Source organism: Streptomyces sp. NPDC089919, from assembly GCF_040684615.1.
Lineage (GTDB): Bacteria > Actinomycetota > Actinomycetes > Streptomycetales > Streptomycetaceae > Streptomyces.
In genome coordinates this window covers 22,595-48,926 of sequence record NZ_JBFBGK010000062.1, presented here as the reverse complement: position 1 = coordinate 48,926, position 26,332 = coordinate 22,595, and the positions used below count along the sequence as shown (strand labels likewise).

The window sequence follows — 26,332 nt, the reverse complement described above, 5'->3', positions numbered from 1 at the left end:
CCAGCCTCGCCGGCGTTTGAGGCGCGGGGGATCCGGGGGTGGCCGCCCACCGGTTTCGGGAAGGGGCGGGGTGGGGCTGGCTCCGCGCAGCGGCCGGGCGCGGGCCCGGGAGCCGCGCCTCAATCGCCGGCGGGGCTGAAATGGCGGGCCCCGCCCCAGCGGACGCAAAAGGTGAGCCGGGCCCAGCTTTCGGGGCTCTGCCCCGGACCCCGCGCCTCAAGCGCCGGCGAGGCTGGATGTGCCACTCCCCGGCGAGGCTGGATGTGCCACTCCCCGGCGGGGCTGGATGTGCCACTCCCCGGCGAGCGGGATGGGCGGGTCCCCGCCCCCGCGGGGCGCAAAGGGTGGGCGCCGCGCCGGGCGGGGGCGCCCTAGGGGGTCAAGGGGAGGATTTCTCGGGCGGTGCGGTCGGGGAGCATGCCCAGGCGGTGGGCCTGCCAGCCTTCGGCGGGGTTGACGCCGCGGTCAAGGGCGACGGCGTACGCCTCGACGCAGTCGGAGAGCTTCGGGTCCCGGGACGGATGCTCCGCAGCCGCCAGCGCGGCCAGCGACCCCCGCGCCGTCTCCAGCCCCCCGCCCCCGTCCCCGTACGGCAGCAGCGTGCAGGCCAGGAAGACCGCCCAGTCCTCGCCCCGCCGGTCCCCGTACGAGCGGAACAGCTCCCGCGCCTCGCCGCACAGCGCCGACGCCTGCGCGATCCGGCCGTTGCCGGCGTCCACCACCGCCAGTTCCAGGCAGGTCCAGCCCTCGCCGTGGGCCAGTCCGATCCGCCGGAAGTCCGCCCGGGCGTCCGTCAGCAGCTGCCGGGCGAAGCCGGAGTTGCGCAGGTTGCCGGTCTGCGCGGCCCGGATGTCCCGGGTCACCCGCCCCGAGTGGTGGCGCGCGCAGGCCAGCCCGTACACGTCCCGCATCCGCGAGAACATCGTCCGGGCCCGCTCCAGCTCGCGCACCGCCTGGTCCGCGTCGCCGCGCTCCTCCAGCGCCTGCCCCAGGTAGTACTGCGTCCAGGCCTCGCCCCGGGCGTCCTCCGCGTCCCGGTGCCGCACCAGCGCCTCCCGCAGCGCGTCCACCGCCGCCTGCGCCTCGCCGTCCACCAGCCGGGCCCGGGCCAGCTGGGTCAGCGCCCAGGCCTCGCCGCGCTCGTCGTGGGTGCGGCCGTACAGCTCCAGCGCCTGCCGCAGCTCCTCCTCGGCCCGCGGCACCTCGCCGGTCCGCAGGAAGACCTGGCCGCGCTGGAAGTGCGCCCAGGCCTGGCCGTGCAGGCTCTCGCTCTCCCGGTGCAGCGCCAGCGACTGGGCCAGCAGCTCCAGCGCCTCGGGCAGCCGCGCCGCGTCCCGCTCCACCGAGGCCAGCGCGTGCAGCGCCCAGGCCCGGTCGCCCGCCAGCTCGGGTGCGCTCTGCAGGGCCAGCGCCTCCCGGATCTTCGCCGCGGCCTCGGTCAGCTGGCCCTGGTGGTGCAGGGTGATGCCCAGGGAGACCAGCGCCCGGGCCGCCCCCGACTCGTGGCGGGCCTCGAAGTACGAGTCCACCACGGAGGTCAGGGTGGTCCGGGCCCGGTCCAGCTCGCCGAGCTGCCGGGCCGCGATGCCGGTGCGCCACTGCACCGACCGGACCTGGCTCTGGTCCACGCTCTGGGTCAGTTCGTTGATCTCGCCCAGCCGGTACAGGTCGCCGCGCAGCAGGCAGTAGTCGCAGAGCGCGCCCAGCAGGTCCAGGACCGCCTGCCGGTCCACGCCCTCGGTGTGCCGCAGGGCGGCCGTGATGAAGCTGGACTCGTCGTCCAGCCACTGCAGCGCCGCCTCCAGGGAGGCGAAGCCGTGGCCGCCGACGGCGCCCTTGACGAAGGTGTCCGCGCGGGTGGAGGTCTTGCCGTCGACCATCCGGATCACGGTGTCGGCGAGCAGGGCGTAGTTGCGGATCAGCCGCTCGTGGGCGGCGGTGATCTCCTCCCGCTCCTCCTCCTCGCCCAGCTTGACCGCCGCGTACGAGCGGACCGCGTCGTGCAGCCGGTAGCGCTGGGCGCGGACGTGGTCGATCAGGCCGGCCCGGGCCAGCACCCCCAGCAGCCGCACCGCCTCGGCCTCCTCGGTCTCCGCGAGCGCCGCCGCGGCGGCGGCCCCCAGCGAGACCCGGCCGGCCAGCGACAGCCGGCGCAGCAGCCGCCGGGCCGGCTCGGCGAGGTGCGCGTACGAGAGGTCCAGCGCGCGCTCGGTCACGTCCAGGGAGCCCAGCCGGTCGCGCAGGTGCACCTCGAAGCGGCGGGCGGTGTGCGTGCCGAGCAGCGGTCCGGTCAGCCGCAGCGCCAGCGGCAGCCCGCCGGTGAACCGCTGGATGGCGGCCAGCGCGTCCTCCTCGTAGACCCCGGTGCCGGACTCCGAGACGGCCGCGCGCAGCACCTCCTCGCCGTCCTGCGGGCTCAGCGGGGCCACCTCCAGGTGGTGCACCCAGGCCGGGGTGTCCGCGGGCAGCTCCAGCGGCTCCCGCGCGGTCACCAGCACCAGCGAGTCGGACCGCTCCGGGACCAGCCGGCGCACCTGCTCCGGGTCCCCGGCGTCGTCGAGCACCACGGCGACCGGGAGGCCCTGGAGGTGCTGGTGGTACAGCTCGGAGAGCCGCCGCACCTGCTGGTCCGCGGAGGCCCGCTCCCGGAAGAGCAGCTGCTCGCGCGGTGCGCCGAGCCGGTTGAGCAGGTGCAGCAGCGCCTCCCGGGTGGGCAGCGGGGTCTCGCCGGTCAGCGCGCCGCCGCGCAGGTCCACCACGCACGCGCCGCGGAACTGGTCGCGCAGGTGGTGCGCGGCCCGGAAGGCCAGCGCGCTGCGGCCGGCGCCGGGCTCGCCGTGCAGGACCACGACCACCGGTCGGGTCTCGGTGCTGGCCCGGGCCGCCTGCACCCACTGGGCGATCCGGGTCACCTCCGCCTTGCGTCCGACGAACGGGCCTGCCGGAGCCGGGAGTTGACCGAAGGACTGGGCGAGGACGTTGCGCCGCCGGGCCGCGGCGCTGCGGTCCGTGCCGCGCAGCTGCGGGGCGCCGGCCTGCTGGGGCACCGGCCGGCGGGCGGCCGCCGCCACCGCCCGCTGCTGCTCGAGGAAGGGCCGTACCCCGCGCACCTCGAGGGCGGACAGCCACTGCAGGCGCAGTTGTTCGGGGCCGCCGGGCTGGGAGAGGGCGCCGGCCCGCTGGTGGGCGGCGGGCCAGTGGGCGGCCGTGGCCTTCGCGACGGTGGCGGCGGCGCCGGCCGCGGCGACCAGCGCGCCGGTGCCGAGGGCCGGTCCGGCGGCCAGTCCGAAGGCCAGGTCGGCGCCGACGGCGGTCAGGGCGGCCACCGCGGTCGCCAGGGCCGCGGCCGCCGCGCCGCCCTCGCCGAGCGCCTGGCCGAAGCTGCTCGCGCCGGCGGCGGCCTCGTCCAGGGCGCGCGTGTAGGCCGCGTACTCGGGTGCGGCGGTGGCGGCCATGGCGTCCAGGGACTCCTTGGCCCTGCTGAGCAGGGTCGCCTGGGCGATCCGGCCGCCCGAGCGGCGGACCTCCTCCTCGACGGCCCTGGCCACCATCTGCTCGGCCTCGCTCCGATGCCCGTCCCGCATGCGCATCCCCCTCCGCCATCAGCCGTAAGGAGGCTCCAGTTTCCTGCCGGATCTCCTTTCGCGCGAGGGAACGTCGCACAAAACAGGCAGAGTTGAGCAAACTCAGAGCTTTCCGTCCGGCCGGGCCACGCCCCGCCCGCCGCCGGTGCGGCCCCCGCGCCACGCCCCGGCCCGCCGGGAGTGCCGCTGGGCCGCCCGGGTCCGCGAGGATGGGGGCATGGCCAATCGACTCGCCCACGCCACGTCCCCGTACCTGCTCCAGCACGCGGAGAACCCCGTCGACTGGTGGGAGTGGGAGCCCGCCGCCTTCGAGGAGGCCCGGCGGCGGAACGTGCCGGTCTTCCTGAGCGTCGGGTACAGCTCCTGCCACTGGTGTCATGTCCTGGCCAGTGAGAGCTTCGAGGACGAGGCGACCGCCGCCTACCTGAACGAGCACTTCGTCAACGTGAAGGTGGACCGCGAGGAGCGGCCGGACATCGACGCCGTCTACATGGAGGCCGTGCAGGCGGCCACCGGCCAGGGCGGCTGGCCCATGTCCGTCTTCATGACCCCGGACGCCGCGCCCTTCTACTTCGGCACCTACTTCCCGCCGGAGCCGCGGCACGGCATGCCGGGCTTCCGGCAGGTCCTGGAAGGCGTACAGGCCGCCTGGACCGGACGGCCGGGCGAGGTGGCCGAGGTGGCGCAGAAGATCGTCCGGGACCTGGCCGGGCGGCAGCTGGACTACGGCAAGGCCGGGGTGCCCGGCCCGGAGGAGCTGGCGCAGGCCCTGCTCGGGCTGACCCGCGAGTACGACGACCGGCACGGCGGCTTCGGCGGGGCGCCCAAGTTCCCGCCGTCCATGGTCGTGGAGTTCCTGCTGCGCCACCACGCCCGCACCGGCGCCGAGGGCGCCCTCCAGATGGCCGCCGACACCTGCGAGGCGATGGCCCGGGGCGGCATCTACGACCAGCTCGGCGGCGGCTTCGCCCGGTACGCGGTGGACCGGGCCTGGGTGGTCCCGCACTTCGAGAAGATGCTCTACGACAACGCCCTGCTGTGCCGGGTCTACGCGCACCTGTGGCGGGCCACCGGCTCCGACCTGGCCCGCCGGGTGGCGCTGGAGACGGCGGACTTCATGGTGCGCGAACTGCGCACGAAGGAGGGCGGGTTCGCCTCCGCGCTGGACGCCGATTCGGACGACGGGACGGGCAAGCACGTCGAAGGGGCCTACTACGCCTGGACCCCCGCGCAGTTGGCGGACGTACTCGGCGCGGAGGACGGCGAGTTGGCCGCCGCGTACTACGGCGTGACCGAGGAGGGCACCTTCGAACACGGCAGCTCCGTCCTCCAGTTGCCGAAGGACGGGCCGGTGGTGGAGGCCGGCCGGATCGCCGGGATCCGGCAGCGGCTGCTGGCGGCGCGCGCCGAGCGGCCCGCGCCCGGCCGGGACGACAAGATCGTGGCCGCCTGGAACGGCCTGGCCGTCGCGGCGCTGGCCGAGTGCGGGGCGTACTTCGACCGGCCGGACCTGATCGACCGGGCCACCGAGGCCGCGGACCTGCTGGTGCGGGTGCACTTCGACGCCACCGCGGGCCGCGCCCGGCTGTCCCGGACCAGCAAGGACGGGGTGGCCGGCCACAACGCGGGCGTCCTGGAGGACTACGGGGACGTGGCCGAGGGCTTCCTGGCGCTGGCGGCCGTCACCGGCGAGGGCGTCTGGCTGGAGTTCGCCGGCTTCCTCACCGACCTGATCATCGACCGGTTCACCGCCGAGGACGGCACCCTCTACGACACCGCGCACGACGCGGAGCAGCTGATCCGGCGCCCCCAGGACCCGACCGACAGCGCCGCCCCGGCCGGCTGGACCGCGGCGGCCGGGGCCCTGCTGACGTACGCCGCGCACACCGGCTCGGCGGCGCACCGGGCCGCGGCGGAACGGGCGCTGGGCGTGGTGCACGCCCTGGGGCCGCGCGCCCCGCGGTTCATCGGCTGGGGACTGGCGGTGGCGGAGGCGCTGCTGGACGGGCCCCGGGAGGTGGCGGTGGTCGGGGACCCGGCGGACGCCGGGCTGGCGCGGCTGCACCGGACGGCGCTGCTCGGTACCGCTCCCGGGGCCGTCGTGGCCGTGGGGGAGCCGGGCGGGGAGGAGTTCCCGCTGCTGGCCGACCGGCCGCTGGTCGAGGGGCGGGCGGCGGCGTACGTGTGCCGGCACTTCGTCTGCGCCGCGCCGACCACGGACGACCGGGCGCTCGCCCGCGAGCTGGGGGCCGTCCGGTCCTGACGCGGGAGGCCGGGGGCCGTCCGCTCCCGACCGGCCCGGATGCGGAAAGGGTCCCGGCCGCGGCCGGGACCCTTCCTCGTCGGTGCGCCGGGCGCGGCTACGCGTGGGAGTAGGCCACCAGCGAGATGCCCACGTAGTGGGTGATGAAGGCCGCCAGGGTCAGCGAGTGGAAGACCTCGTGGAAGCCGAAGAGCCGCGGGGAGGGGTTGGGGCGCTTGAGGCCGTAGATGACCCCGCCCGCGCTGTAGAGCAGTCCGCCGACCACGACCAGGACCAGCACCGCGATCCCGCCGGTCCGCATGAACTCGGGCAGGAAGAAGACGGCCGCCCAGCCCATCGCGATGTAGCAGGGCGTGTAGAGCCAGCGCGGGGCGCCGACCCAGAAGACGCGGAAGGCGATGCCGGCCGCGGCCGCGATCCAGACCGCCCACAGGAGCGTCCGTCCGGTGGAGTCCGGGAGGAGCAGGACGGTCAGCGGGGTATACGTCCCTGCGATGATCAGGAAGATGTTGGCGTGGTCGAGCCGACGCAGCACCGCCTCGCCCCGCGGGCCCCAGGTGCCGCGGTGGTAGAGCCCGCTGACGCCGAAGAGCAGGCAGGCCGTGAGGACGTAGACCCCGCAGGCCACCCGCGCGCGCGTCGAGTCGGTGAAGGCCATCAGCACCAGGCCCGCGATCACCACGGCGGGGAACATCCCGGCGTGCAGCCAGCCGCGCATCTTGGGCTTCACGAAGGCCTCGGCCGGGGCCTCGAGCACGGCCCCGGTGGAGGTGTCGGGTACGGCCCCGGAGGCATCAGAAGTCATGGCGACCATGCTACCTACGGGCCCGTAAGTATCGGCCGGTGTGGCCCGGGTCACTGGTCAGGGGCCCTTGGGTCGCTCGGAACGCGCGCTTTGCCGAAGATTGACACGAGTGGCGATGCTCACGTGAGAGGCCCCCTGGACATATGCGCATACGACACCGATGATCAGATGAGTGCGGTCGGCACCGGATGAGCACCCACGTGAAGCATCCGGGTCGCAGCCCCCACGGGGCATACGTCTTCAAAACCCCTCTACAAGGAGCAATCGTGGCGCGCGACAACGCGGCTCCCCTGTCTGTCCCGACGAACCACCAGGAGCTGACCTCCTGGGTGGCAGAGATCGCTGCCCTCACCCAGCCCGACCGGATCGTCTGGTGCGACGGCTCCGAGTCCGAGTACGAGCGCCTGTGCGAGGAGCTCGTCGCGGCCGGCACCTTCAAGAAGCTCGACCCCGCGAAGCGGCCCAACTCCTACTACGCCGCCTCCGACCCCTCCGACGTCGCGCGCGTCGAGGACCGCACCTTCATCTGCTCCGAGAAGGAGGAGGACGCCGGCCCGACCAACCACTGGAAGGCCCCGGCGGAGATGAAGGAGCTCTTCGCGGGAGAGCAGGGCATCTTCCGCGGCTCCATGAAGGGCCGCACGATGTACGTCGTGCCCTTCTGCATGGGCCCGGTCGGCTCGCCGCTCTCCGCGATCGGCGTCGAGATCACCGACTCCGCCTACGTCGCCGTGGCGATGCGCACCATGACCCGCATGGGACAGGCCGTCCTGGACGAGCTCGGCACCGACGGCTTCTTCGTGAAGGCCGTCCACACCCTCGGCGCGCCGCTCGCCGAGGGCGAGAAGGACGTGCCGTGGCCGTGCAACACCACCAAGTACATCTCGCACTTCCCCGAGAGCCGCGAGATCTGGTCCTTCGGCTCCGGCTACGGCGGCAACGCCCTGCTCGGCAAGAAGTGCTACGCCCTGCGCATCGCCTCCGTCATGGCGCGTGACGAGGGCTGGCTGGCCGAGCACATGCTGATCCTCAAGCTCACCCCGCCGCAGGGTGAGTCCCGCTACGTCGCCGCCGCCTTCCCGTCCGCCTGCGGCAAGACCAACCTGGCCATGCTGGAGCCCACGATCCCCGGCTGGACGGTCGAGACCATCGGCGACGACATCGCCTGGATGCGCTTCGGCGCGGACGGCCGGCTGTACGCCATCAACCCGGAGGCCGGCTTCTTCGGCGTCGCCCCCGGCACCGGCGAGCACACCAACGCCAACGCCATGAAGACGATGTACGCCAACACCGTCTTCACCAACGTCGCGCTCACCCCGGACGGCTCCGACGTCTGGTGGGAGGGCATGACCGAGGAGGCCCCGGCCGAGCTGATCGACTGGAAGGGCAACGCCTGGACCCCCGAGTCGGGGACCCCGGCCGCGCACCCCAACGCCCGCTTCGCCGTGCCGGCCGCGCAGTGCCCGACGATCGCCCCGGAGTGGGAGGACCCCAAGGGCGTCCCGATCTCCGCGATCCTCTTCGGCGGCCGCCGCGCCTCCGCGGTGCCGCTGGTGACCGAGTCCTTCGACTGGAACCACGGCGTCTTCATCGGCTCGAACATCGCCTCCGAGAAGACCGCCGCCGCCGAGGGCAAGGTCGGCGAGCTGCGCCGCGACCCGTTCGCCATGCTGCCGTTCTGCGGCTACAACATGGGCGACTACATGGCCCACTGGGTGCACGTCGCCGCCGACAAGGACCAGGCGAAGCTCCCGAAGATCTACTACGTGAACTGGTTCCGCAAGAACGACGCGGGCAAGTTCGTCTGGCCCGGCTTCGGCGAGAACAGCCGCGTCCTGAAGTGGATCGTCGGCCGCCTCGACGGCACCGCCGAGGGCGTCGAGACCCCCATCGGCGTGCTGCCGACCAAGGCCGCCCTGGACCTGAAGGGCCTCGACATCTCCGACGAGGACCTGGACTTCCTCCTCACGGTCGACAAGGAGGTCTGGCGCGAGGAGGCCGCCCTGGTCCCCGAGCACCTGAACACCTACGGCGACCACACTCCGAAGGAGCTGTGGGACCAGTACCACGCCCTGGTGGAGCGCCTCGGCTGAGCTGAGGCCCCCTGAGGTCCCCTGAACCGCGATGGCCCGTCCCGCTGCACGAACAGCGGGGCGGGCCCTCGCCTTTGGGGTCCCTCAATGCTGTGGCCGGGCCCGACCGGCGCGGCACAGGATGGGGGGATGGGGACTTACCGAGGGCGGGACCGGGCGTACGTGGCACAGCTGCTGGTACCGGGGAGGGCCTGGCGGGGGCCGATGACGGACGGGGCGGAGTGCGCCCGGGTGGCGACGCCGTACGGCACCGTGGCGCTGGGCCGCGTACGGTCCAAGGTGGCGAGCCACGCCGTCGGCGGCGGCCTGCCGGAGGACTGGGTCTTCGCCCTCGACGGCGCCCCGCTGGCCCGCTTCCGGGGCCTGCTCTTCCCGCCCTGGCACCACGCGCAGGTCCGCACCGGCCTGGACGCCACCCTCGACGGCACGGCCTACCGGGTCACCGGCCACCGCGCCCTGCGCCCCTGCCGCCGCGCCATCCGCTTCGACTCCGCCGAGCCCGCTGCCGGCTTCGCCATCACCGGCAACAGCTTCCGCACCCGCATCACCGACGCCACCGGCACGGTCCTCGCCGACAAACCCGCCGGCTGGCGCGTCACCACCCCCACCCCCCGCGTCCTGGCCGCCATAGCCTTCCACGAACTGGCCCGCCTGGAACGCTTCCTGACCAACCCACTGCTGGACCTGGTGTGAGGGCGCCCCGGGGTGCCGGGACCGGTCACGAGCGGTCTCTGTCCTCCAGGTAGGTCGTGTGGGTCTGTTGGCGGCGGGATTCGGATTCTCTTAGGTCCCGCGTCAGGCGGTCGGCTTCGTCGTACAACAGGCCCAGTTGGCGTTCGAGGTGGCGGTCGGGGGACTCCTGGCCGGGGGCCAGGCGGTTCCACCACCTCGTGCGGTGGTAGGTGTCGACCGATTCGGGGAGGTCCTGGCGGATGGCGCGGGCCAGGCGGTGGACGGCTTCCGGGTCGGTGGCGAGGACGTCGGCGACCCAGCCGGGGTCGAGCAGGGCCTCGTAGAGGGCCATCAGCTCGGTGAGCTTGCCGGCCGCGGCCGGGGCCGGGTCGACCTCCTTGATGTAGTCGGCCAGGGTGTCGAAGTCACGCCGCAGCGCGCCCAGTTGTTCCCTCGGGTCGGGGAAGGACGGGGCCGCCACCCGCTCCGGCGGGGCGATCAGCGCGCCGGCGCCGTAGAGGCCGGCGACGACCACCGGCCAGTACGTGCCCGCCAGGCCCGTCAGGGTGAGGGCCACGCCCGCGACCCCGCAGGCGCTGCCGGCCAGGTTCTTCTTCGACTCCAGGTACGCCAGGGCCCTATTGGTAGCCACGGATCTCCTCGAAGGCGCCGTCGAGCGAGCCGTCCCCGCCGGTGGCGTCGAACAGCCGGCCGCCGGTGAGCTTCGCGATGTGGTCGAGTTCGGAGCGGTCCGAGTCGCCGAACAGGATCGGGAAGACCGGGGTGGTCTTCCGGGCCGCCGGCAGCGCCGCGTAGAAGGAGTCGAAGTCCCGGGCCTTGGCGCCCTCGCCGTTCTCCCCGTCCGTCATCAGGACGATCGAGGTGAAGGCGTCCCCGCCGCCCTCGCCCAGGTGCTCGTAGGCCGCCTCCAGGCTGCTGTAGATGGCCGTGCCGCCGTCGGGGGAGAGGGCGTGCACGTCCTCCCGGATGCCGGCCAGGGCCGAGGCCGGGCGGGCCGGGTCGACCACGTGCGTGCTGGTCTTCTTGACCTTCGAGGCGAACGGCATCAGCGTGACCTCCTCCCGGTCCCGGAACCGCCGCCCCACCGGCGAGTCGCCGGTGCCGGTGAGCCGGGTCAGGGCGTCCCGCAGCCGGCCGATCCGGTTGTCGTCCTCCATCGAGCCGGAGGTGTCCAGGACGTAGACCGTGCGGGAGGGCCGGCGCAGTTCGTTCTCGTAGGAGTTCAGCAGGCCGTCGGCGACCGACCGGCTGCCGGGGAAGGGCAGTTCGCGGCGCAGGCTCGCCGGGAGCGCGGCGGGCAGCGCCACTCCGGGCGTCACCGGCCGGCGCAGCGTCTGCCGGGTGATCTCCTGCTGCACCGCGGGCGTGCGCAGGTACGAGGTCAGGGCCCGCATCGAGTCCCGGGCGCCCTGCGGGGCCGCGGTCAGCAGGGTCAGCGGGTAGTCCGCGGTGACCACGCCGTCCTTGGGGCGGATCACCGTCAGGTCCTGCCGAAGTGACAGCAGTACGGACTCGTAGTTGATCAGGGCCGAGACCGACTGGTGGCGGGCGTAGGCCTGGGCCAGCCAGCCCGAGGAGCCCGAGGTCAGCTTCTGGCCCTTGAAGAACTCCTTCAGGTCCGGGGTGACCTTGCGGACGTCCGCGTCGGTCAGCGCGGCCTGCGCGCCCGACAGTCCGGACGCCACCGAGACCAGGGCGGAGAAGCCGGAGTTGGAGCGGACCGGGTCCGTCATGCCGTAGGTGATCTGGCCGGCCCCGACCGCCCGCTCGAGCTGGGACCAGGTGACCTCCCCGTCCTTCCAGCCGAGCACCGCGGCGGTGGCCCGCTTGACGCCCACGGCCACCGCGGAGGTCATCACCGGCGTCTCGTTGGTGATCTTCGAGGCGACCTCGGGGCGCAGCCGCAGGTAGTGGTTGGAGGAGAGCCAGACCGCGTCGTACTTCTTGTCGGCCGCGCCGGAGGCGATCTGCTCGACCGCGTCCAGCGTGCCGCTGAAGGTGAACTTCACGCTCACGCCGGTCTGCTGCCGGGCCCGGTCCAGGACCGGCTGCATGTCGGACAGCTCGGAGGAGGCCAGCACCCGCAGCGTGCCCGGCCGGTACGTCTTCTGGTCCTGCGCCTCGGGCTTCGAGGAGTCGCAGGCGGCCGTGCCCAGGGTCAGCCCCAGGGCCAGCGCCCCCGCCGCCAGCGCGGCACCGGGTCGTCTCACCGTCCGTCCCCTTCCAGTGCGCCGGTGGTCCGGGTGCGCGCCAAGTAGGCGGAGGCCTGCTGGAGTTCACCGGTCAGGGCCTCGACGGTGGCGGCCATCGACTCGGTCGCCCGCACCTTGTAGGTGTCGATCGCGTCCAGGGTCCGGTAGATCTGCCCGAAGGCGGTGCGCAGGGTCTCCGCGCCCACCGCCGGATCGGCGGCGATCCGCTGGATCTCACCGGTCTGGGTGGCCAGCATCTCCGCGTTGCCCCGGATCAGGTCCTCGGTGGTCCCGCGTAGCGCGTTGACCTGCTCGACGACCTTGCGCTGGTTGTCCAGCGCGGAGGCCAGCATCACCGCGATCCGCAGCGCCGAGACCGTGGTGGTCGCGGCCCGCTCGACGCCCTTGATCAGCTCGTCGTTGTTGCGGCGCACCACGTCCATCGCCAGGTATCCCTGGGCGCAGACGGCGAGTTGGGTGAGCAGGTCCTGGTGCTTCTGCCGGACCGGGAAGAGCACGTCCGCGCGGAGCGTGTCGGCCTGGTCCGGGTCGGCCGCCCCGACCTCGGCGATCCGCTGCTCCACCGCCGCGTCCAGGGCCTCGGTGAGCACCGCGTACTCCTGGAGCTTGCCCATGGTCTCCCACAGGCGGGTGCGCTCGGTGTGCAGTGCGGCGTTGTCCCGGCGCAGCTCGTCCTGGCCGCCGCGCAGTGCGCCGACGATCCGGCTGAGGGTGGCCTGCGAGGAGGCGTACTTCGCCACGTGGTCGCGGAACTTGTTGCCGCCGGGCAGCCGGGAGAGGAGCTTGCCCAGGCCCTTGCCGGCGCCCTCGCGCGGGTCCAGGTCCTCGACGGTGCGGCGCAGCTCCACCAGCGAGCCGGCCACCTTGGCCTGCGCGTCGCCGCCGTCGGAGCCGAGCGAGCGGACGGCCCGGTCCAGCATCCGGTTGGACTGCTGGGCGGCGCCCCGGATCTCCTCGGCGCCCAGGCCGGCGATCTCGCCGATCCGGCCGGCGAACTCGGGCGAGCGGGCGTCGAGTCCGGCCAGCGTGCCGACGTACTCGCCGGCCCGGCGGGACATCTCCTCGCGCACCCCGTCCTGGAGCGGCACCAGGCCGGCCGCCTGCTCCCGGCGGACCGGGGCCACCGGATCGGGGGCGGTCAGCACCAGCGGGCCGGGCGGTTCCAGCAGCCCGCCCCCGGTGCCGTTCGTCGTGTCGGTCATCTGTGGTCCCCCCTAGCCCCGGGCCCGCTGCGCCATGGTGCGCAGGATGGCCGCGGTCGGCACCCGCGCCTGGCCGATGCCGGTCAGCGTCTGGTTCAGGTAGTCGGTGTACGGCTTGGTGGCCGCGGTGAACTCCGCCAGCGCGCCCTGCGGGCGGAAGCCGTGCCGGACGGCCAGCTCCCGCAGCCGCTTGTCGGTGCCGAGCAGCTTGCCCAGGGCCTCGCCCTCGGCGGTCAGCGGCACCAGGGTGTGGTCGCTGTAGACCGTGGTGTCCGGGTAGAGCACCACCAGGTCGCCCACGTCCTGCTTCTGCAGCAGCAGCGAGGCCACCTGCGACTCGTAGACCAGCACCAGCGGGTTGCCGACGCTGCTGATGAAGTCGCGGAACGGCGCGTCGGTGCCGGTCTGCTGGGCGCCCTGGGCCGAGATCAGCTCGTGCAGCAGGGGCGCGGTGCGGGCGATGCCGGCCTGGTCGGACACGACCTTGCCGTGCTCGGCGACGTACGAGGTCAGGGCGAGGTAGAGGGCGCCGGAGTTGGAGGCGACCGGGTCGGTGGTGGTGATGAAGACCGAGCCGCTGAGGTCCGGGTGCGCCTGCGCGCCCTTGAGCCGCGACCAGTTGAGGTCGGCGGCCACGCCCTTGAGGTACGGGCCCATCAGGAGCGTGCCGGACTTGGTACCGGCCATCCTGACCAGGCCGTTGTCCGCCAGGACCGTGGCGGCGGCGCGGTGCGCGACCACCACCAGCGGGGAGTAGAAGGGCCGGACGGGGGTCACCTTCAGCGGGGACTTGGCCCGGATCTCCTCGGCCGGGGCCTGGCTGGAGGGGAAGGCGAAGTCGTAGTCCTTGAGCGGGAGTTCGTCCATCGCCCAGGACCCGGAGGTCTCCGTCTGCACCTTCCAGCCGCGGTCCGCGAGGGCCTTGACCACGTCGGGATCGTCAAAGAACTCCGCCTTCTCCGACCCGATCACACCGTGCACGGTCTTCGTTGCCGTGCTGCTTGATCCCTGGCCTCCGCGCCCCGCGACCACGGCGTAGACCACGCCGCCGATCAGCAGGACCGCCAGGGCGATTCCGAGGATGCGTCTCACGGGTGCAGCGTGCTCGCGGAAACCCACATTCCACGGAGAGTCGAATGAACGTCAGGTGACGGACCCGTCCCAACTGGAACTCGCCGCCACCGGGGTCCCGGGGGCGCCCCGGGACGGGTACGTGGCTCCCGGTCCGGCGCCTGCGCGGCCCCGGACCGGGGCCGTCAGCGGGCCGCGGCGGGGGCGAGCGCGGCGGCGTGCGCGTCCATCCGCTCGGCGGCGAGGATCGCGACGGTGGTGTCCGCCCGGGAGGCGGCGACGAGCAGCGCCCGGGCGGCGAGGTCGTGGGCGCGCTCGTGCAGGGCGCGGGTGTCCTGCTCGCTGCGGCCGGCGTGCCGGGCCGGCGGGGTGCCGCGCAGCCGGGCGATCTGGCCCGCGATGCGCTCGGCCGCCTGGTCCAGGCCCAGCTCGTCGGTGACGGTCAGGAGCGCGCCGAGGTGGCCGGCGAGCTGGACGTCCAGCTCCTCGCCCCGGCTGCGGTGCGGGATCTCGGGGCGGCCGGTGCCGGTCATGCGGTGGACCGACTTGGTGCGGATCGGCTCGTACATGAGGAGGCCTCCTGGCGTGGTCAGGAGGCCATCCTACCTTGGATCGGTTCTAAAGTAGAGCTGTGTCCAATTATCGGCGGCCCGGATGCGGCCCGGAGGGGGTTCGGAAGCCGGCCGGGGGCGGGTCAGCGCTGGCTGTAGCCGTCCAGGAAGTTCCCGATCCGGGTGACCGCGTCTGCCAGGTCCTTGGCGTTCGGCAGGGTGACGATGCGGAAGTGGTCGGGCTCGGGCCAGTTGAAGCCGGTGCCGTGCACGACCATGATCTTCTCGGCCCGCAGCAGGTCCAGGACCATCTGCCGGTCGTCCTTGATCTTGTAGACGGACGGGTCCAGCCGCGGGAAGGCGTACAGCGCGCCCTTGGGCTTCACGCAGGTCACGCCCGGGATCTGGGTCAGCAGGTCGTACGCGACGTCGCGCTGCTCCAGGATCCGGCCGCCGGGCAGGACCAGGTCCTCGATGGACTGCCGGCCGCCCAGCGCGGTGGCCACCGCGTGCTGCGAGGGCATGTTCGCGCACAGGCGCATGTTGGCCAGGATGGTCAGGCCCTCGATGTACGAGGCGGCGTGCTTCTTGGGCCCGCAGACCGCCAGCCAGCCGCTGCGGAAGCCGGCCACCCGGTAGTTCTTCGACAGGCCGTTGAAGGTCAGCACCATCAGGTCCGGCGCGATGGCGGCGGTGTTGGTGTGCGTGGTGCCGTCGTAGAGGATCCGGTCGTAGATCTCGTCCGAGCAGACGACCAGGTTGTGCCGGCGGGCGATGTCGGTCAGCCCGCGCAGCATCTCGTCGTCGTAGACCGCGCCGGTCGGGTTGTTCGGGTTGATGATCACCAGGGCGCGGGTGCGGTCGGTGATCTTGCGCTCGATGTCGGCGAGGTCCGGCATCCAGTCCGACTGCTCGTCGCAGCGGTAGTGCACCGCGGTGCCGCCGGCCAGCGAGACCGAGGCGGTCCACAGCGGGTAGTCGGGGGCCGGGACCAGGACCTCGTCGCCGTCGTCGAGCAGCGCCTGCATCGACATCTGGATCAGCTCGGAGGCGCCGTTGCCGAGGTAGATGTCCTCGACGTCCAGCTCGATGCCCTTGGTCTGGTAGTGCTGCATGACCGCGCGGCGTGCCGCCAGCAGGCCCTTGGCGTCCCCGTAGCCGTGGGCGTTGCCCAGGTTGCGGAGCATGTCCTCGAGGATCTCGGGCGGGCACTCGAAACCGAATGCCGCCGGGTTACCGGTGTTCAGCTTGAGGATGCGGTGGCCTGCTGCCTCCAGGCGCATCGCTTCCTCGAGGACCGGGCCCCGGATCTCGTAACAGACGTTGGCGAGCTTCGTCGACTGGATCACCTGCATGACAGGACTGTACGGGGCCCGGCGGGGGCCGTGCAGGGGGTTTGCCGCCCGGACGGCTCCGGGGAAATGTCCGTTTTCAGCCTTCATAAGGGCCGGGTGGCGCCATGCCTTGGAATCCGGTCCGCCGACGGCCCGGGGCCTGCGGAATGCCCGCCGGCGGGCCGGCTGCGGTGGAACCGTGTTGCGCTCGTCACGCTGCTGCGGGCGCCTTACCTGGCCTGCCCTGCCGGGTCCGCCTCACCGGCTCTGCCCTACAGGGTCTGGGCCGTGGCCAGGGCCCCGAAGGCCAGCAGCAGGCCGCAGATGCTGAGGTTCACCGCGCGGTGCTCCCAGAAGACGGCGGCGAACTCCCGGATGGTGGCGCTCGGCCAGAAGTACCGGGCGGTGGGCGAGCCGAGCACCTGGCCGTTGACCCCGGCCCGGCGGGCGGTCATCGCGGCCCGGAAGGCGTGGAAGTCGTTGGTCACCACCACGCACCGGTAGCCCGGGTCCTCCGCGGTCATCAGGGCCCGGCTGAAGCGCAGGTTCTCGTCGGTGGAGCGGGAGCGGTCCTCGACGCGCAGGTCCTCGGCCGGGACCCCGCGGGCCAGCAGCCAGTCGGCCATGGCCCGGCCCTCCGGCAGCGCCTCGTCCTGCCCCTGGCCGCCGGAGGTGAGCAGGAGCGGGGGCCGGCCGCCCCGCGCGAGCTGGGCGGCGTAGATGCGGCGGCCCTTCTCCAGGCGGGAGGCGAGCAGCGGGGGCACCCGGTCGCCGCCGATCAGGCCGGAGCCGAGCACGACCACGTAGTCGACGTTCCCGCGGACCGTGATGCGGCCGTAGAGGTACGCGTACCCGAGGAAGCACAGGAAGATGAAGGAGACGTAGGCGACCAGCATCACCAGGGTCACCACCAGTGCGTCGACGGTGGGCGAGCCGTCGTCGCGTACCCCGGCCAGCAGGGCGACCAGGGCCAGGATCGCCACTCCCGCCACCAGCGACAGCAGGTTCGCCGGGCTCCGGCCCTCCTTGCGGACCATGGTCATGCCGTTGGCCACCAGGAAGCAGCCGAGGGCGACGGAGCCGAGGGCGGGGACCGCGAAGACCGCCAACAGGATGACCTCGGCCACCAGGGTGGGGGCCTTGGCCAGCTGCGCCAGCAGCGCCAGCGACAGGGCGATGCAGGTCAGGCCCAGCAGCACGGCGTTGCGGAACCGGCGGCGGTCCTCGCGGACGCTCAGCAGGAAGCAGACCAGCAGCACGGCGGCGGGGACGAAGGCGATCACGGAGCCATCGTATGTACGTGTGCCGCGGGTGGTCGTGGTGCGCGGGGAGGTGCTTGCGGGGGTGTGGCAGGCTGGTCCGGAGGCAGGCCCGGGCCGGGGATGACCGCAGGTCACGGCGAAGCCGCTTGTCCCCGGGGTGGGCCTGCCGCAGGGCCTGCGGGCCGCGCCCCCGCAAGCGGCGGGGACCCGCGCACCACGACCACCTGCCGTGGGCGCCCTTGCCGGGTCCGGTGGCTGGGCCCGGCCGCTGCGCGGAGCCGTTCCCCACCCCGCCCCTTCCCGAAACCGTGGGCTCCGCCCCCGGACCCCCGCGCCTCAATCGCCGGCGAGGCTGGCTTTGCCCGCCCTACCCCGCCGGCTCCCGTCGTACCGACCTCCCCGCCATCACCTGCGTCCGCCGCCCGTCGCGGATGACGAAGCGGCCGTCGATCAGGACGTGGGGGATGCCGGTCGGGAGGCGGCGGGGGGTGGGGAAGTCCGAGCCGGCCGCGACGGTCGCCGGGTCGAAGAGGACCAGGTCCGCGCGGTAGCCCTCGCGGACCAGGCCGCGGTCGGGGAGGCGGAGGCGGGCGGCCGGGCGGCCGGCGAGGTGGGCCACGCACTCCTCCAAGGACAGCACGCCGAGTTCGCGCACGTACCGGCCGAGGTAGTGCGGGAAGGTCCCGTAGGCCCGCGGGTGCGGCTTCGCGCCCTGGAGGATGCCGTCCGAGCCGCCGGTGTGCACCCGGTGGCGCATGATCGTCCGGACGTTCTCCTCGTGGCCGACGTGCTGGAGCACGGTCGGCCCCAGCCGGTCGGCCAGCAGCAGCTCCCGGGCCTGTGCCCAGCCGGTCAGCCGGTGCCCGACGTACCGGGCGAGCCCGGCGTCGACCACCCCCGACACCTCCACCGACGCCCAGTCCACCGGCACCCCGTGGCAGCCGTCCGACCCGGTCACCTCCAGCGCGTACCGGATCCGCTCGGCGGCGGCCGGGTCGCGCAGCCGCGCCAGCAGCGCGGCCGGCCCGCCCTCGTGGGCCCAGCTCGGCAGCAGCGCCGCCAGCGTGGTGCAGCCGGGGGTGTACGGGTAGCTGTCCAGGGTGATGTCCACGCCCTCGGCCAGCGCCCGGTCCAGCAGCGCCAGCAGCTCCCCGGCCCGGCCGGCGTTCTCGGCGAAGTTCATGGTGGCGTGGGCCAGGTGCAGGGCGCAGCCGGCCCGCCGGGCGAGCGCGACCATCTCCTCGTACGCGGCCAGCGCGCCGCGCCCGTACGAGCGGTGGTGCGGGCAGTAGTAGCCGCCGTACCGGGCCACCACCTCGCACAGCTCGGTCAGCTCGGCGCCGTCCGCGTACATCCCGGGCGTGTAGGTCAGCCCCGAGGACATGCCCACCGCCCCCTCCGCCAGGCCCTGGGCGACCAGCGCGCGCATCCGGGCCCGCTCGGCCGGGCCGGCCGGCCGGTCCGACCAGCCCACCGCGAGGGCCCGGACGGTGCCCTGCGGCACCAGGTACGCGGCGTTGACCGCGATGCCCTCGCCGTCCAGGCCCCGGCCGGCGAAGGCCCGGTCCAGCCGGTCCAGGTACTCCCCGACGGACCGCCAGTCCAGGTCGAGGTCCGAGCCGTCGCCGTTCCAGCCCGCGATGGCGGCCCGGACCTCGCCCAGGGTCCGCTCGTCCACCGGCGCGTACGAGAGCCCGTCCTGGCCCAGCACCTCCAGCGTCACGCCCTGGGCGGCCTTGGCGCTGTGGTCCGGGTCCCGCAGCAGCGCCAGGTCGCTGTGGGCGTGCATGTCGACGAAGCCGGGGGCCAGGGCCAGCCCTCCGGCGTCGAGGGTCAGCCGCCCGCCGCCGGGTATCCGGCCGCCCGGCTCGATCGCGGCGATCCGGCCGCCGCGCAGCCCGACGTCGGCGCGGTACGAGGGCCCGCCGGTGCCGTCGACGACCAGCGCGCCGCGGATGACCAGGTCCACGGCCGGGCCTAGAAGAAGGTGCGGACGAACTCGACGACCGTGCCGTCCTCGTCCGTGACCGGGATCAGCGGCCACTTCTCGAAGATCGTGCACGGGTGGGACATGCCGAGCGCCACCCAGTCCCCGACCTCCAGTTGCGCCTCGGGCCCGGTCGCCAGCCAGGCGTGCTGGTCGGAGAGCTTGGTGACGGTGATGCCGGTGGCCGGCCGCTCCCGCCCGTCGGCCCCGCGCACCGCCTCGGCCTCGGGCAGGCCGAGGTCGTAGGCGATGTCCCGCTTGCCGGCGTTGACGAAGGCCTGGTCGGGGGAGGGGCGGGAGACCACCTGGGTCCAGAGCCGGAAGGCGGGCAGCAGGCCGCCCTCGTCGGGGACGCGGTTGAAGGGGGTGAGCCGGGTGTACCAGCCGTGGTCGTGCGAGACGTACGCGCCGGAGCGGAGCAACTTCAGTACGGGGAGCGAGAGTTCGGGCAGCTCGGCGAAGACGTCGGCGACCGCGTCGAACCAGGCGCTGCCGCCCGCGCTGACCACGACCTCCTCGAGGCCGGTGCCGGCGAACCGGCCGGCCTTGTCGAACTCGGCGGCCAGCGCGGTCAGCCGGCGCAGCCAGGCGTGCACCTTCGCGGCGTCGGCCTCGGGCACCTCGGCCTCGTAGCCGGCCACGCCGACCAGCCGCAGCGTGGTGGTGGCGGCGACCGCGTCGGCCACCGCCCGGCACTCCTCCTCGGTACGGGCGCCGGTGCGGGCACCTTCACCGGCGCCGAGCTCGACGACCACGTCGAGCGGGCGGGCCGCGCCGGCATCGGTCAGGGCCGCCGCCATCAGCTCGACCCCGCGGACCGAGTCCACGTAGCAGACGAACCGGAACTCCGGGTCGGCGGCCAGCTCGGCGGCGACCCAGGCGAGGGCGGCCGGGTCGACCAGCTCGTTGGCGAGGAAGATCCGCTCGATGCCGAACGCCCGGTAGACCCGGGCCTGGTGGGGCACGGCCGCGGTGATGCCCCAGGCACCGCGGTCGAGTTGGCGGCGGAAGAGCTGCGGGGCCATGCAGGTCTTGCCGTGCGGGGCGAAGGCGAGCCCGTGCCGCTCGGCGTACTCCTCCAGGGCGGCGAGGTTGTGCTCGAGGGCGGCGGCGGAGAGCGTCAGCACGGGGGTGGTGAAGCCGCCGGTGTACAGGTCCCGGCGCTCCGCTGCCAGTTCGCCGACGGTCAGGCCGGCCGCCGCGGGCGGCAGGCCCTTGAAGCGGTGGTCGACGGTTTCCTCTGCGAGTTCGGCCAGTCGTCGCGCGGTGTCCATGCCCATCCTTCCGGTTGCCGCATCCCGTTGCACAGGATGCAACGTTCGTTGCAAGCCTCGCTCCTCGCTGTCTAGCATCCGCGAGGAGGAGTGGTCAACGACCCTAAGGGGCGGCGGGATGGACGTGGTCGCGCTCGGCGAGTCGATGGCGGTGCTGCGGCCGGCCGGCCCCGGCGGGCTGGCGGGGGCGGAGCTCTTCGCCCGCGGCGCCGGCGGCGCCGAGTCCAATGTCGCCTGTGCGCTGGCGGCGGCCGGGCACCGGGTGCGCTGGCTCAGCCGGCTGGGCGCCGACGCCTTCGGCTCGTACGTCCTCTCCTCGGTCGCCGGGTACGGCGTGGACGTGGCGCACGTCCAGCGCGACCCGGACCGGCCCACCGGCGTCTACTTCCGCACCGCCGCCGACCGCGCCGCGGGACCGGCCGAGACCGCCTACTACCGGCACGGCTCGGCCGCCTCCGCGATGTCCCCGGCGAGCTTCCCGCCCGCCCTCCTGCGCAGCGCCCGGATCCTGCACCTGACGGGCATCACGGCCGGGCTCTCGCCCTCCTGCGCCGCGCTGGTCACCGGGCTGCTCGCGGACGGGGACCGGCCCCCGGTCTCCTTCGACGTCAACCACCGCCCGGCGCTGGCCCAGGACCCCGGCCTGCTGCTCGCCCTCGCCCGCCGGGCCGAGCTGGTCTTCACCGGCCTCGACGAGGCCGCGGCCCTGTGGGGGTGCGCCACCCCCGAGGACGTCCGCGCGCTGCTGCCGGAACCGGCCCAGCTCGTCGTCAAGCAGGGTCCGGCCGGCGCCACCCTCTTCACCCGGGACGCGGTCCTCGCCGAGCCCGCGCCGCCCGCCCGGATCGTGGCCGCCACCGGCGCGGGGGACGGCTTCGCCGCCGGGTACCTGGACGGGCTGCTGCGCGGGCTGCCGCCCCGGGAGCGGCTGCGCGGCGGGCACGCCTTCGCCGCGGCGGCCCTCGCCGCCCCCGGTGACCTGCCCGGCCCGGGAGCCAGTAGCCTCGGCCGCCGGAAGGCAACGACGGAGGACCACCCATGAGCCAGACCGTGGACCGGGCGCTGCGGATCCTGCCGGTGCTCGCCAAGGGCCCCGCGGACCTCGGGACGGTGGCGGCCGAGCTGGACGTGCACAAGTCCACCGCGCTGCGGCTGCTGCGGACCCTGCACGAGCACCGCTTCGTCTACCGGCAGGAGGACGGCCGCTACCGGCTCGGCAGCCGGCTCTTCGCCCTGGCCGCGCAGGCCGTGGAGAACCTGGACGTGCGCGAGATCGCGCACCCGCACCTGGCCGCGCTCGGCGAGCTCACCGGGCACACCGTGCACCTCGCCGTCCACCAGGACGACGAGGTCCTCTACATCGACAAGATCGACAGCCGGTACCCGGTGCGGATGTACAGCCGCATCGGCAAGCCGGTCGCCATCACCGTGGCCGCGGTCGCCAAGCTGCTCCTGGCCGACCTGCCGCCGGACCGGCTCGCGGCGGTGGCCGCGCGGCTGGAGTACCCGGCGTACACGTCCCGTTCCACCCCGGACGCCGCCGCCTTCCTGGCCGAGCTGGCGACCGTGCGGGCCCAGGGCTGGGCCACCGACCTGGGCGGCCACGAGGAGTCCATCAACTGCGTGGCCGCGCCGGTGCGCGACCACGAGGGGCGGGTCGTCGCCGCGCTGTCGCTCTCCGCGCCCAACGTGGTGGTCGGCGCCGAGGGACTGCTCGCCCTGCTGCCCGAGGTGCGCCGCACCGCCCGGGCCATCAGCCACGACTACTCCGGAACGGACAGCTAGTGACCGAGCACGCGCACCAGGAGCAGGACTTGAGCCGCAAGACCGCCGTCACCCCCGCCACCCACACGGCCCCGCCGGCCCGCTTCTCGCACGGCGTCCGCAAGGGCAACATCCTCCAGGTGGCCGGTCAGGTCGGCTTCCTGCCCGCGGTGGCGGGGCAGCCGCCCACCCCGGCCGGGCCGACCCTGCGCGAGCAGACCCTCCAGACGCTGGAGAACGTCCGCTCCGTGCTCGAGGCCGGCGGCGCGAGCTGGGACGACGCGATGATGATCCGGGTCTACCTCACCGACACCGGGCACTTCGCCGAGATGAACGAGATCTACAACGCCTACTTCGACGAGCAGGGCCTCAAGGAGGCGCCGGCCGCCCGCACCACCGTGTACGTCGGGCTGCCCGCCGGGCTGCTGGTCGAGATCGACGCGCTGGCCGTGCTGGACCGGTAGCGGACGCGGCGAAGGGGCGCCCCCCTGGCGGTGGGGCGCCCCTCCCGGTACCACGGTGGGTGCACCGGCCCGGTTCAGCTCACCGGGCCCGGCGCACCGCGGCTAGGGGGTGCAGTACGTCTAGGTGGTGCAGTACGTCGACTCCTTGCCGATGGACCGGTACATGCAGTCGGCGTTCTCCAGCAGCTGGAGCACCGCGTCCCGGTTGCGGGCGGTCTCCCGCTCGATCACCTCGTCGGGCGGGTAGAAGCCGCCGTCCCAGGAGTCCGTGGGGTACATCTCGAAGGTGTAGGCGAAGATCTTCTGGGTGCCCCAGAGGTAGTCGTCGATCGACCCGTCCGTGATGTAGAGGTCGCTGGACTGCTCGGGGGTGTAGCCGTTGCTGGCCGCCATCCGCTTGCCGATGGTGGAGAAGGCCTTCTGGTCGTCGGCGGTCAGGCCGGCCGCGGTGTCCGCGGTGGTCCAGCCGTAGGGCCACAGCACCAGTTCGCTGTAGGTGTGGAAGTCGATGGCGGCCGTGATCTGCTGCTTGCCGCCGACCACCCGGCTCTTGGCGAAGTCCGCGACCACCTTGACCTCGGGAGCCGACTCGGGGGCGGAGCCGCGGTAGGTCTCCGAGGACTTGCTGCTGCTGGAGCCGCCGCAGCAGCCCCACTTGTAGTTCCAGTTGCGGTTCAGGTCGGTGCCGACGTACGAGGAACCGGAGTTGGGCTGCCGGTTCTTGCGCCAGGAGCGGTAGGAGCCGGTGGCGATGTCGTACTCGCCGCCGTCCGGGTTGAGGTCCGGGACGATCCAGATCTCGCGCTCGTTGACCATCTTGGTGATCCGCGGGTCGCTGCCGTAGCCGGCGCCGAACTCCCGCATCAGGTAGAGCGCCATCTCGACGGTCAGGTGCTCACGGGCGTGCTGGTGGTGCGTGAACAGCACCTCGGGCTCGTTCTCGTCGGTGCCGACGTTGTCGCTGATCTTGATGGCGACGATGTCCCGGCCCTGGTACGACTTCCCGATCACCCGCTTGCTCATGATGGACGGGTACGCGGCCAGCCGGGAGTCGATCTCCGCGTTCATCTCGGCGTAGTTGTGGTACTTGGAGTCGCTGGTCGGGAAGTCCATGGGGGTGGGCGCGACCCCCGGCAGCGACCGGGTGCCCGGGCCGGGCAGGGCCTTGAGCCGGAGCCCCATGGCGCGGAGCTTCCTGGCCTGCATGGTGTCGGCGCTGACCACCACGCGGTGGGCGTCCACCTCGTCGATGGAGACGCCCACCCCGGTGAGCCTGGCCCGGTCGGCCAGGGTGGAGACGCCCTGGATCTCGTACTGGACGATCGCCTCGTCCTGGGTCGCCGTGGAGGGGGCGGGGGACGGGGACGCGCTGGCGCTGACGCCGACGGCGGGTGCGCCGAGGGCGAGCGTGAGAAGGGCCGCGAGGGTGGCGGCCTTCCGTGGGCGTAGCCGCATGAAATCTCCTGGGGTCGGAGGTGTGGGGGTGGCTCCGTGCGGACGCGCACAGCGTGCGCTTATGACATGGACCGGTCAAGAGGCCGAGTTCGGCCACGTCCGGGCCCGTCCGCAAGTCGTACACCCCCACCCCGCCTTCCCCGGGTTACGGCAGGCCGTGGACCTTCGGACCCACCGATCCGGACCAGGCGTTCCCGGCCTTCGCATCCCAGTTCGTCGACCAGGTCATCGCACCGCGCAGCCCCGGGTACGTCTTGGAGGGCTTGAAGGAGCCGCAGCCGGTACCGCGGGCCAGGCAGTCCAGGGCGTTGTTCACCACGGACGGGGAGACGTAGCCGCTGCCCGCACCGCTGGTGGAGGCCGGCAGGCCCAGGCCCACCTGCGAGGGGTCGAGACCGCCCTCGAGCTGGATGCAGGCCAGGGCGGTCAGGAAGTCCACCGAGCCCTGCGAGTAGACCTTGCCGTCGCAGCCGTTCATCGCGCCGCTGTTGTAGTACTGCATGTTGACCACGGTCAGGATGTCCTTCACGTTCAGCGCCGTCTTGAAATAGGCGTTGGACGGGGACTGCATGTCGATGGTCTGCGGCGCCATGGTGAGCACGAAGCCGGACCCGGCCTTCTGCGCCAGCGAGCGCAGCGCCTGGGTCATGTAGGTGGCGTTGAGGCCGTTCTCCAGGTCGATGTCGATGCCGCTGAAGCCGTACTCCTGCATCAGCGCGTACGCCGAGTTGGCGAGGTTGTTCGCGGAGGCGGAGTCGTTGACCGAGATGGTCCCCTTCTCGCCGCCGATGGAGAGCACCACCGACTTGCCGGCCGCCTTCTTCGCGGCGATGTCGGCCTTGAACTGCGCCACGGTGTAGCCGCCCAGCCCGGCCGAGTCGAGGTTGAAGGCGATGGCGCCGGGCGTGGTGGTGGCGTCGGCGAAGGCGACCGCGATGATGTCGTACTGCGCCTGCACGTCGGAGAGCTTCTGGACGGTGGCGCCGTTGTTGAAGTTCTGCCAGTAGCCCGTCAGGGCGTGCTTGGGCACCGACGGGTTCGGGTTCGGGTCGGTGCCGCCGGTGGTGGTGGTCGCGCTCACCGGCGCGGACTTCGGGCCCTCGCCGGCCGCGTTGAAGGCGCTCACGCTGAAGGAGTACGTGGTCGAGGCGGCCAGGCCGGTGACGGCGGCGCTGGTGCCGGTGACCGTCTGGACGCGGGTGCCGCCCTGGTAGACGTAGTAGCCCGCGGCGCCGCTCACCGCGTTCCAGCTCAGGTTCACGGAGGAGGCGGTCGCGCCGCCCGCTGCGAGCCCGGCCGGGGCGCCCGGGACGGTCGGGCCGGGGTCGGTGCCCCCGCCGCCGTCCGGTCCGAAGACGCTGACGTCGTCGGCCAGGTAGGCGGGCTGGCCGTACCAGCCGTGCGTGTAGACGGTCACCTGGGTGGTGTTCGCGCCGGTGGTGAAGGTGGTGGACAGCTTCTCCCAGGCGCCGCTGCCGCCCGGGGTCCAGGTGGAGGCGTCCGAGGTGCCGGTGCCGGTGGCGCCGAGGTAGACGTAGCTGCCCTGCACCCAGGTGCTCAGCGTGTAGGTCGAGTTGGGCTTGACCGTCACGACCTGCGAGCACTTGGCGTTGTCCTGGCCGGAGGGGGTGGCCTTGAGGGCGCCGGCGCCGGTGTGGACGGGGGAGGAGACGGCGGCGCCGCTGCCCGCCGAACAGGTCCAGTTGGCCAGCCCGCTCTCGAAGCCCGCGTTGCGGGCGACGTTCACGTCGGCGGCCTGGGCCTGCCCGGCGGCGAAGGCGGTCAGGCCGGCGGCGGTGAGGGAGGCGGCGGCGAGCAGGGAAAGGGAGCGTATGCGGTTCACGAAGACTCCGTGGGGGGAGTGATGGCTTGGGGAGGTGGTGCCTGTGGGGCGTGGCGGTGCCGTGGGGCGTGGCGGTGCCGTGAGGTCCGGTGGGGCCGTGGGCTGAAGTGGGGGCGCCCGCCCCCAAGTTGGTCCAGACCAATCTCCGTGTCAACCCCTCGCGCACGGCGCCCGGGGCCCGAATTCCGCTGTCCTTTTCCGATCGCGACCTGGCCGGGCATTGCTCCGTCGCTGATCAGCCAATGGCCGTCCGGTGGCCGAACGTTGGCGGACGTAAATCAGCCAGTGACCGAATGTCTCCGGTTCCGTGGGCTTTCTTTCCGCCCCGGTTGGGGTGACGGTGGAGCGGTGCTCCACCCCTTCTTGTCCCGGTTTCCGGTCAACTGCCCCCGGGGTGGCGGCCACGGGAAACGGCAAGGCACTGCCTTGGCAGGTAGGACGCGGATATGGTGCTGGGGCAGGAGGGCCGAGCAG

General features: G+C 73.4%; 19 protein-coding genes. 6 read left to right on the top strand and 13 right to left on the bottom strand.

Features of this window, described 5'->3' with window-relative positions; all coding sequences use genetic code 11:
- Nucleotides 1–371: 371 nt before the first annotated feature.
- Nucleotides 372–3,584 (bottom strand): tetratricopeptide repeat protein, encoded by a 3,213-nt coding sequence (locus tag AB0O40_RS23545; RefSeq protein WP_365045031.1) that lies wholly within the window; start codon nt 3,582–3,584, stop codon nt 372–374.
- 217 nt (nt 3,585–3,801) lie between these two features.
- Between AB0O40_RS23545 and AB0O40_RS23540 the strand changes: the two genes are divergently transcribed.
- Complete coding sequence (locus AB0O40_RS23540; protein ID WP_365045028.1) at nt 3,802–5,847, top strand: thioredoxin domain-containing protein; 2,046 nt, start codon at nt 3,802–3,804, stop codon at nt 5,845–5,847.
- 97 nt (nt 5,848–5,944) lie between these two features.
- On the opposite strand, the gene AB0O40_RS23535 is transcribed toward AB0O40_RS23540, so the two are convergent.
- On the bottom strand, nt 5,945–6,652 hold the full coding sequence (locus tag AB0O40_RS23535) for a hemolysin III family protein (protein WP_365045025.1): 708 nt from the start codon (nt 6,650–6,652) through the stop codon (nt 5,945–5,947).
- A gap of 266 nt (nt 6,653–6,918) precedes the next feature.
- Between AB0O40_RS23535 and AB0O40_RS23530 the strand changes: the two genes are divergently transcribed.
- Complete coding sequence (locus AB0O40_RS23530; protein ID WP_365045022.1) at nt 6,919–8,745, top strand: phosphoenolpyruvate carboxykinase (GTP); 1,827 nt, start codon at nt 6,919–6,921, stop codon at nt 8,743–8,745.
- A 129-nt stretch (nt 8,746–8,874) separates the two neighbouring features.
- On the top strand, nt 8,875–9,438 hold the full coding sequence (locus AB0O40_RS23525; RefSeq protein WP_365045019.1) for a hypothetical protein: 564 nt from the start codon (nt 8,875–8,877) through the stop codon (nt 9,436–9,438).
- Between the two features lie 25 nt (nt 9,439–9,463).
- Here the strand turns inward: AB0O40_RS23525 and AB0O40_RS23520 are convergent, their stop codons facing one another.
- The 9 genes from AB0O40_RS23520 to AB0O40_RS23480 form a co-directional block, all read right to left on the bottom strand.
- Nucleotides 9,464–10,069 carry a hypothetical protein gene (locus AB0O40_RS23520; RefSeq protein ID WP_365045016.1) on the bottom strand — a complete coding sequence of 202 codons (606 nt, stop codon included), beginning with the start codon at nt 10,067–10,069 and terminating at the stop codon, nt 9,464–9,466.
- Complete coding sequence (locus tag AB0O40_RS23515; RefSeq protein WP_365045046.1) at nt 10,056–11,594, bottom strand: substrate-binding domain-containing protein; 1,539 nt, start codon at nt 11,592–11,594, stop codon at nt 10,056–10,058. The genes AB0O40_RS23520 and AB0O40_RS23515 overlap by 14 nt, the downstream gene beginning before the upstream one ends.
- A gap of 50 nt (nt 11,595–11,644) precedes the next feature.
- The gene (locus tag AB0O40_RS23510) at nt 11,645–12,853 is read right to left on the bottom strand and encodes a toxic anion resistance protein (protein ID WP_365045014.1); all 1,209 of its coding nucleotides are present in this window, start codon (nt 12,851–12,853) and stop codon (nt 11,645–11,647) included.
- A gap of 12 nt (nt 12,854–12,865) precedes the next feature.
- The gene (locus AB0O40_RS23505; RefSeq protein WP_365045011.1) at nt 12,866–13,972 is read right to left on the bottom strand and encodes a hypothetical protein; all 1,107 of its coding nucleotides are present in this window, start codon (nt 13,970–13,972) and stop codon (nt 12,866–12,868) included.
- Between the two features lie 137 nt (nt 13,973–14,109).
- Complete coding sequence (locus AB0O40_RS23500; protein WP_365045008.1) at nt 14,110–14,493, bottom strand: hypothetical protein; 384 nt, start codon at nt 14,491–14,493, stop codon at nt 14,110–14,112.
- A gap of 125 nt (nt 14,494–14,618) precedes the next feature.
- Entirely contained in the window at nt 14,619–15,830 is a 1,212-nt protein-coding gene (locus tag AB0O40_RS23495; protein ID WP_365045005.1) for a pyridoxal phosphate-dependent aminotransferase, read from the bottom strand.
- Between the two features lie 251 nt (nt 15,831–16,081).
- Nucleotides 16,082–17,092, bottom strand: coding sequence for a YdcF family protein (locus tag AB0O40_RS23490; protein ID WP_365045002.1), 1,011 nt, complete (start codon nt 17,090–17,092; stop codon nt 16,082–16,084).
- 346 nt (nt 17,093–17,438) lie between these two features.
- A complete protein-coding gene (locus AB0O40_RS23485) occupies nt 17,439–19,040 on the bottom strand; it encodes a D-aminoacylase (RefSeq protein ID WP_365044999.1) in 1,602 nt (533 codons plus the stop codon).
- An 8-nt stretch (nt 19,041–19,048) separates the two neighbouring features.
- Nucleotides 19,049–20,338, bottom strand: coding sequence for an alanine racemase (locus AB0O40_RS23480; protein ID WP_365044996.1), 1,290 nt, complete (start codon nt 20,336–20,338; stop codon nt 19,049–19,051).
- A gap of 112 nt (nt 20,339–20,450) precedes the next feature.
- Here AB0O40_RS23480 and AB0O40_RS23475 point away from each other — a divergent pair, with 112 nt between their 5' ends.
- From AB0O40_RS23475 to AB0O40_RS23465, 3 genes are read left to right on the top strand one after another with little or no spacing between them, the layout of a single operon-like run.
- A complete protein-coding gene (locus tag AB0O40_RS23475; RefSeq protein ID WP_365044993.1) occupies nt 20,451–21,374 on the top strand; it encodes a sugar kinase in 924 nt (307 codons plus the stop codon).
- Nucleotides 21,371–22,117 (top strand): IclR family transcriptional regulator, encoded by a 747-nt coding sequence (locus AB0O40_RS23470; RefSeq protein WP_365044990.1) that lies wholly within the window; start codon nt 21,371–21,373, stop codon nt 22,115–22,117. The genes AB0O40_RS23475 and AB0O40_RS23470 overlap by 4 nt, the downstream gene beginning before the upstream one ends.
- A 29-nt stretch (nt 22,118–22,146) precedes the next feature.
- Nucleotides 22,147–22,560, top strand: coding sequence for a RidA family protein (locus AB0O40_RS23465; RefSeq protein ID WP_365044987.1), 414 nt, complete (start codon nt 22,147–22,149; stop codon nt 22,558–22,560).
- A 120-nt stretch (nt 22,561–22,680) separates the two neighbouring features.
- On the opposite strand, the gene AB0O40_RS23460 is transcribed toward AB0O40_RS23465, so the two are convergent.
- Both AB0O40_RS23460 and AB0O40_RS23455 read right to left on the bottom strand, forming a co-directional pair.
- On the bottom strand, nt 22,681–24,015 hold the full coding sequence (locus tag AB0O40_RS23460) for a M14 family metallopeptidase (protein ID WP_365044984.1): 1,335 nt from the start codon (nt 24,013–24,015) through the stop codon (nt 22,681–22,683).
- Nucleotides 24,016–24,160: 145 nt separating this feature from the next.
- The gene (locus tag AB0O40_RS23455; protein ID WP_365045043.1) at nt 24,161–25,834 is read right to left on the bottom strand and encodes a glycoside hydrolase family 18 protein; all 1,674 of its coding nucleotides are present in this window, start codon (nt 25,832–25,834) and stop codon (nt 24,161–24,163) included.
- Nucleotides 25,835–26,332: the final 498 nt, after the last annotated feature.